At 36.3% G+C, this 5,575-nt stretch carries 8 protein-coding genes; 4 read left to right on the top strand and 4 right to left on the bottom strand.

All coding sequences use genetic code 11. From position 1 onward, the window contains the following. Positions 1-198 precede the first annotated feature (198 nt). Entirely contained in the window at positions 199-1,152 is a 954-nt protein-coding gene (gene mobQ / locus FTV30_RS15440) for a MobQ family relaxase (protein WP_086045013.1), read from the top strand. Beyond that, positions 1,149-1,619 carry a hypothetical protein gene (locus FTV30_RS15435; RefSeq protein WP_086045015.1) on the top strand — a complete coding sequence of 157 codons (471 nt, stop codon included), beginning with the start codon at positions 1,149-1,151 and terminating at the stop codon, positions 1,617-1,619. Before mobQ ends, FTV30_RS15435 begins: the two co-directional genes overlap by 4 nt. A 6-nt stretch (positions 1,620-1,625) precedes the next feature. Here FTV30_RS15435 and FTV30_RS15430 read toward each other — a convergent pair whose 3' ends face one another. The 3 genes from FTV30_RS15430 to FTV30_RS15420 all read right to left on the bottom strand — a co-directional run bounded on the left by FTV30_RS15430 (position 1,626) and on the right by FTV30_RS15420 (position 2,688). After that, a complete protein-coding gene (locus FTV30_RS15430) occupies positions 1,626-2,051 on the bottom strand; it encodes a hypothetical protein (RefSeq protein WP_044113199.1) in 426 nt (141 codons plus the stop codon). Between the two features lie 135 nt (positions 2,052-2,186). Further along, the gene (locus FTV30_RS15425; RefSeq protein WP_004811702.1) at positions 2,187-2,402 is read right to left on the bottom strand and encodes a hypothetical protein; all 216 of its coding nucleotides are present in this window, start codon (positions 2,400-2,402) and stop codon (positions 2,187-2,189) included. After that, positions 2,392-2,688 (bottom strand): BrnT family toxin, encoded by a 297-nt coding sequence (locus FTV30_RS15420; RefSeq protein ID WP_111886105.1) that lies wholly within the window; start codon positions 2,686-2,688, stop codon positions 2,392-2,394. The genes FTV30_RS15425 and FTV30_RS15420 overlap by 11 nt, the downstream gene beginning before the upstream one ends. Positions 2,689-3,065: 377 nt before the next feature. On the opposite strand from FTV30_RS15420, the gene FTV30_RS15415 reads away from it, so the two are divergent. Beyond that, positions 3,066-3,395 (top strand): four-helix bundle copper-binding protein, encoded by a 330-nt coding sequence (locus tag FTV30_RS15415; RefSeq protein WP_004641881.1) that lies wholly within the window; start codon positions 3,066-3,068, stop codon positions 3,393-3,395. Positions 3,396-4,270: 875 nt separating this feature from the next. Next, positions 4,271-5,212, top strand: a complete 942-nt coding sequence (locus FTV30_RS15410; RefSeq protein WP_373683723.1) for a replication initiation protein — start codon at positions 4,271-4,273, stop codon at positions 5,210-5,212. On the opposite strand, the gene FTV30_RS15405 is transcribed toward FTV30_RS15410, so the two are convergent. Then, complete coding sequence (locus FTV30_RS15405; protein ID WP_038346864.1) at positions 5,202-5,471, bottom strand: mobilization protein; 270 nt, start codon at positions 5,469-5,471, stop codon at positions 5,202-5,204. The two genes, FTV30_RS15410 and FTV30_RS15405, sit on opposite strands and share 11 nt — an antisense overlap. Positions 5,472-5,575: the final 104 nt, after the last annotated feature.

Genomic DNA, 5,575 nt, shown 5'->3' with positions numbered 1-5,575 from the left:
ATATAGAAAACCACTCAAGCATAAGGCCCTATGAATTGAAATTCAAGCGGGCTATATGCTATCGTGTTTTTCATGAAATGCGCACTTACGACTTGGATTTCATCCAAGTCAAAGTTTGCGTAAGGGGTATCCCCTTAACCCCAGAAAATTGCTACGCAATTTTTAAAAGCAAAAGCAAAACCATCACAAGGCTAAGGCATGGCAATTTATCACTGTACCACTAAGACGGTTAATCGAAGTTCGGGACGAACTGCGGTTGCATCTATGGCTTATCGTGCAGGAGAAAAATTAACAGATGAACGAACAGGATTAACGCACGACTTTACGAGAAAAGAAGGTGTGGTTTATACGGAAATTCTTTCTAATTTGGATACTGAATTAGACCGAAGCAAAGTCTGGAATCTGGCAGAAAAATCAGAAAATCGGAAAGATGCCCGAACTGCACGTGAATGGGTGATTGCTTTGCCAGATGAACTGGATGAAGAACAGCGAAAAGAACTAGCAAAAGAGTTCGCGCAATCTTTAGTAGACCGTTATGGGGTGATTGCAGATTTAGCCATTCATGCGCCTAGTCATAATGGCAGTGATAAAAATCATCATGCGCATATCTTATTAACTACCCGTAAGGCTGAACTGGATCAAGATCATAATTTGGTGCTAAAGGATAAGACCGATATTGAGTTAAATAATACCAAAAGAAAAACTTTAGGTATGGGAACAAGCCAGGAAGAAATTAAACAGATCCGATCCACCTGGGCAAATCTAGCCAATCATGCCCTCGAACATGCAGGGTATCGGGAAAGAATCGACCACCGCAGTTATGCCGATCAAGGTAATCAGCTACAAGCTACCATCCATGAGGGCAGTAAAGTCACTCAGATGCGCAGAAAAGGCATAGATACTGAAATTAGCCGTTTCAACGACACGATCAAACAGCAAAACAGCCAGCAGCTCCAAAACAAAGAACAGCAAAAGGAAAAGACATTGAAACAAGGATTCAACCGTGTTGAGCAAGGTTTCGAGCAATGGAAGAAAGATCGGGAAGTGCAACGTCTGGAGCTTGAGCAAAGGCAAAGATTGAAATTGGAACAAGAGCAGAAGATGAAACAGACGCAGCGTATTAAATACGGAAGAAGTGGGCCATCGCTATGAGCAACCAAAACGAGTTAGACGATCAACTATATATTTTACTGGCTTCCATGAAGGAATACAGAGAGGCCATAGCAGACGATAACAAGCGATTAGAGACGTTTTACAATAAAGTGGCTACTGGGGTGCTAGAACAGAGCAAAAAGACCCTAAATAACGCAAATAAGGAAGCTACACATGCCCTTCAAGGGCGTATTCATGAACTAGACAAGGCTACTGATAAACTGAACTATAGATTCATTGCTCTGTTATGTGCAATTTTCCTCAGTCTGGTGCTGGTTTTTCTGTCTTTCATATTTTTATTCATTCCAAGTTTTGACGAGATCAAAGAACGTCGGGCAGAAGCAGCTTGGCTAGAACAAAGATATAACCTGGATATTAAAAACTGTAATGGCCAATCCTGTGTCCGGATCATGAAAAATGACTGTCATGGGCCAAACAAAGATTATTGTGTGATTGACCCTAAATAGTGTTTGTTAAAGCGGAGCCGCAATCCAGTAGCCGTGGTTAGCGCAAACATTTGGAATAGGGCTAGTAATAGATTGAGGTTTCGTTGGGTACTGACCTCCACCAAGTCTAATTTCATCACCTACAAAGACTTTATGATTATTAAATTTGTTGGTAATACTAATCCTACCGTCACTTGTATATTCTAACTCGCTGCTACTAGCCCAGATAATAAAAGGGCTGGTATCACTGTTTAGACGAATACAACCATGTGGATCTAAATGTAATTTGCCACCTGCAAGTGAAACCATATAAGTCTTCACTTCGGGACTTTGCTTGATAAAAAATACTGGTTTTACAGGTTCTATAGCATTAGAAACTAAGGCAGGTTTTGCCATGCAGCCAGTAAGCACAGAAATAATGAAAAAGCTCTGAACTAAATTATATATTTTCATAGTCAACCAAGTTATGAGATGGGACAGTACTTTGCTTGGTTTCTTTCGTTATTCAATTTATACCAGTACGCGCAAAGTGGCTCGACTTTGAAACATGGCTAAAGCCATATTTCAAAGCATCGAGCTAAATTTTAATTAAACACGTTTTAATGCCATGATATGGCGAACCATCTCATTAATATGCTGTTTTGTTTCATCATCTTGAGAACTTAGCCAAGTTACAACATCTGCATCAAAAGCCTTTGCTTGAGCAATGGCATGGCGTTCTTGTAATTTTTTCACAAAATTCGGTTTTACTACTGGCGCATTGGTAGGGTCAAAATTTTTATAGCGTTCTAATTCATTTTGCATGGTTATACCTCCGCTTTTGATTGTGCGATGGCTCAAAGGCAGTAATGATTCTTGCTACATCACCACGTTCAACCCAAACCACTGTTAGTAGTCTACCACGATTACTCAGACCGATTGATATTAGCCGTTGCTCATCGTAATGACCAAGATCGTCAAAGGACATCAGCTCTGGATCAAGAAAAACGCTACATACTTCTTCAAAAGTAATTTCACGCCCTCGATAGACTATTTCCATTTTTTTATCGTGCCATTCAAATAGCAGACCGTAATACTCAATCAACGGCATGTTTAGCCTTTTTCCTAGATTTACAACTTCTAAAAGTCTACTTAGAGGGTTTTACTTATTCAATAACTCATTAATTTAAATGGTTTCTAACATCTAAGTTTCGTATAACAGCCATTATGTTAAATAGAGGGAAAATCTATTTTTAAAGTGATAAAATTATTGTAGTTATTTTAAGAATAGCTGCTTTTGATACTTGATCATCTATCCTAATTAAAAACTGTTTTTTAATAATTTGGAATATAAATAAGATTTAGTTAAAATTAACATTATTCATATAAATTAAAATTATGTATTACATTTAATAATAATTTAAAATAATTAGTAGAAAAAAATTATGTTTTAATTATTTCTTTGATTATATAAATTGAGAGTAAAAAATGATTAATACGGAATTTTCAGAGTGTATTTCTGCATGTACAAACTGTTCACTTATTTGTACTGAATGTGCAACTTCTTGTTTAAAAGAAAAAGATTTAGAGATGATGCGTGAATGTATTCAACGTTGTCTAGAATGTGCAGATATTTGTCAGTTATGTGTGCGTATGCAACAACATAACTCACCTTTCCTCAAAGAGATTTGTGAGCTTTGTGCTAAGATCTGTGAATATTGTGCGGAAGAGTGTGAAAAACATTCACATGATCATTGTAAAAAATGTGCTGAGGCTTGCCGTCAGTGTGCAGAAGAATGTCGAAAAATTGCCATGTAAAATACTTCAATAATGTTAATTATATGGCTCTAGACTAACATAATCATTCTGCTAGTCTAGAGCCTTTCCTAAAATTAACATAATACACCTTATACGAAATACAACTGTTTTTCTCTTCAAGATCATTATATTAGAGATTGCCGCCTTGAATCATAGAGCAACAGGGCGGCAACTTTTCTATTTTTTATGTTCCACGATTACTATTTGATCGTTGTTCCACGGTTTTGATTAGATATTTTAATTATTAGATTCTATCCAGTAAGAACCGAGCGAGTGTCTACGAGCGATTACCTAGCATTAAAATTTTTCCCCTGCCTTTTCCCTGATTACAATCTCCTCTTTGCTTAATAACGGAAGATACAGAGCATCCCGAATGGGTGCGAACTGTATTATCTAAATTCTAGACGAGCGAAGCGAGCATAAAGCTTACTGAGCGTAGCGAAGGCATAGTTTCTTTTTTATTAAATTCTCAACTCTTATTTGAAAAAAACAGCCCCTTCAACCGAGCTTTAGCGAGGTTAAAACGTCCGAGCTTTAGCGAGGGCATAGGGCTGTTTTATTTTATATATTTTCTCTTTTTATCTTTTAAAAAGCTTTTAAAAGCTTTTAGACACCCTTCTAGGCCATACACAGCAAGTCTTTCAGACTTTAAAAAAGTACTTTTAGAGGACAACTAAGTACTTTTAGAGGACAAAACGCACTTAAAAAAGTACTTTTAGAGGACTTAAAAAGTACTTTTAGAGGACAATATGGTACATTGAAAATGTTGTACTTTTTTTAAAAAAGTACAAAAATAATAGTTATTTTATGATCAAAATGGTAACTTAAAGGTACTTTATATTCAAAGTACTTAAATGTATTGTGGTTAATTTATGATTGAACAAAATAAAAAGACATACCCTCCATCTTGGGTAGTAATGCAAAACAGTATCCAAGAATGTTTTAAAAGTATGAGTATTGATGAAAAACGCCTATTAATTCTTGCCAGTCCAGTTGCTAGAACTAGCAATGCTACTGAAAAGGACTCCATAACTATTACAGCTGAAAGCTTTGCTCAAGAATGTAATATAAAAACCCATTCAGCATATAAGTCACTTGAAGAAGCAAGTAAATCTCTGATTAAGCGTTATTTTTGTTATTTGGATGAGAAGGGGCGAAAGACGTACTGTAATTGGGTTATTCGTGCCCGATATGAAGAGGGTTCCGTGTCTATTTGCTTTCCTGACGAAGTACTTTTAATGCTTAAGGAGTTTGATAAATTAAATCCATATACGAAGTACAAAAAAGACATCGTACTCAGCCTAAGAAAAGATTATTCATTCGATTTTTATCATTTAGCTAAAAAGCATCAGGCTATGGGAAAATTTGAAATATCTTTAGAAAAAATAAGAACTGAATTTGGCTTACCTGAGTCTTATCATGATCTAAGTAACCTTAAAAAACGTGTCATCAATCCATCACTAGAAGAGATCACAGCCAATACTGATATTGACCTAACCTATGAGAATGTTAAAAAAGGGCGTTCTGTGGTCGGCTTTAAGTTTACGGTAAGAGAAAAGCCCACCCCCAAATTGATAGTGCCTGAACGAGATCAAAACACGGTAGATATGTTTCGTAGCTTGTCTGATAATCAAATCAATATGTACAGTTCTATTTTGTCAAAAGTAAGTAGTATTAGTGATCTGGCTGGAGCAAAAGATTATCAAGCATTTGCAATATGGATTTCTAATATCTTAAGAGATCCAAAATCAGTCCGAGAAGAAACGGCAAAACGTATATTTAAAGCTTTACGGACTGAAACAGATTTTAAAGGTTAAAAAGCTGTCTATCTCGATCTTCTGTTAAATACTCGTTGAGTTCAGCGAGTATTTTTTCTTTGTTGGCTTCATTACTTTGCATCTTTTTAATTAAGTAAGAACCAAGCAAAATTTTACGCCGAGTATCGTCCTTTCTTTCCTGCTCTTTCTGTTTCGATTTTTCTCTAGCTTCGATAGCCTGTTTACGAGCCTTTAACTGTTTGAGCTTCTCTAACTGGGCTTCGATTTTCTTTTCAAGAGTTTCAGCAGCTTTTGTCATGATTCAGATTTCGGGATATAGAAAACCACTCAAGCATAAGGCCCTATGAATTGAAATTCAAGCGGGCTATATGCTATCGTGTTTTTCATGAAATGCGCACTTAC

The organism is Acinetobacter sp. YH12255 (assembly GCF_013417355.1).
GTDB lineage: Bacteria > Pseudomonadota > Gammaproteobacteria > Pseudomonadales > Moraxellaceae > Acinetobacter > Acinetobacter pseudolwoffii.
This window is presented reverse-complemented; position numbering and strand designations above follow the sequence as displayed.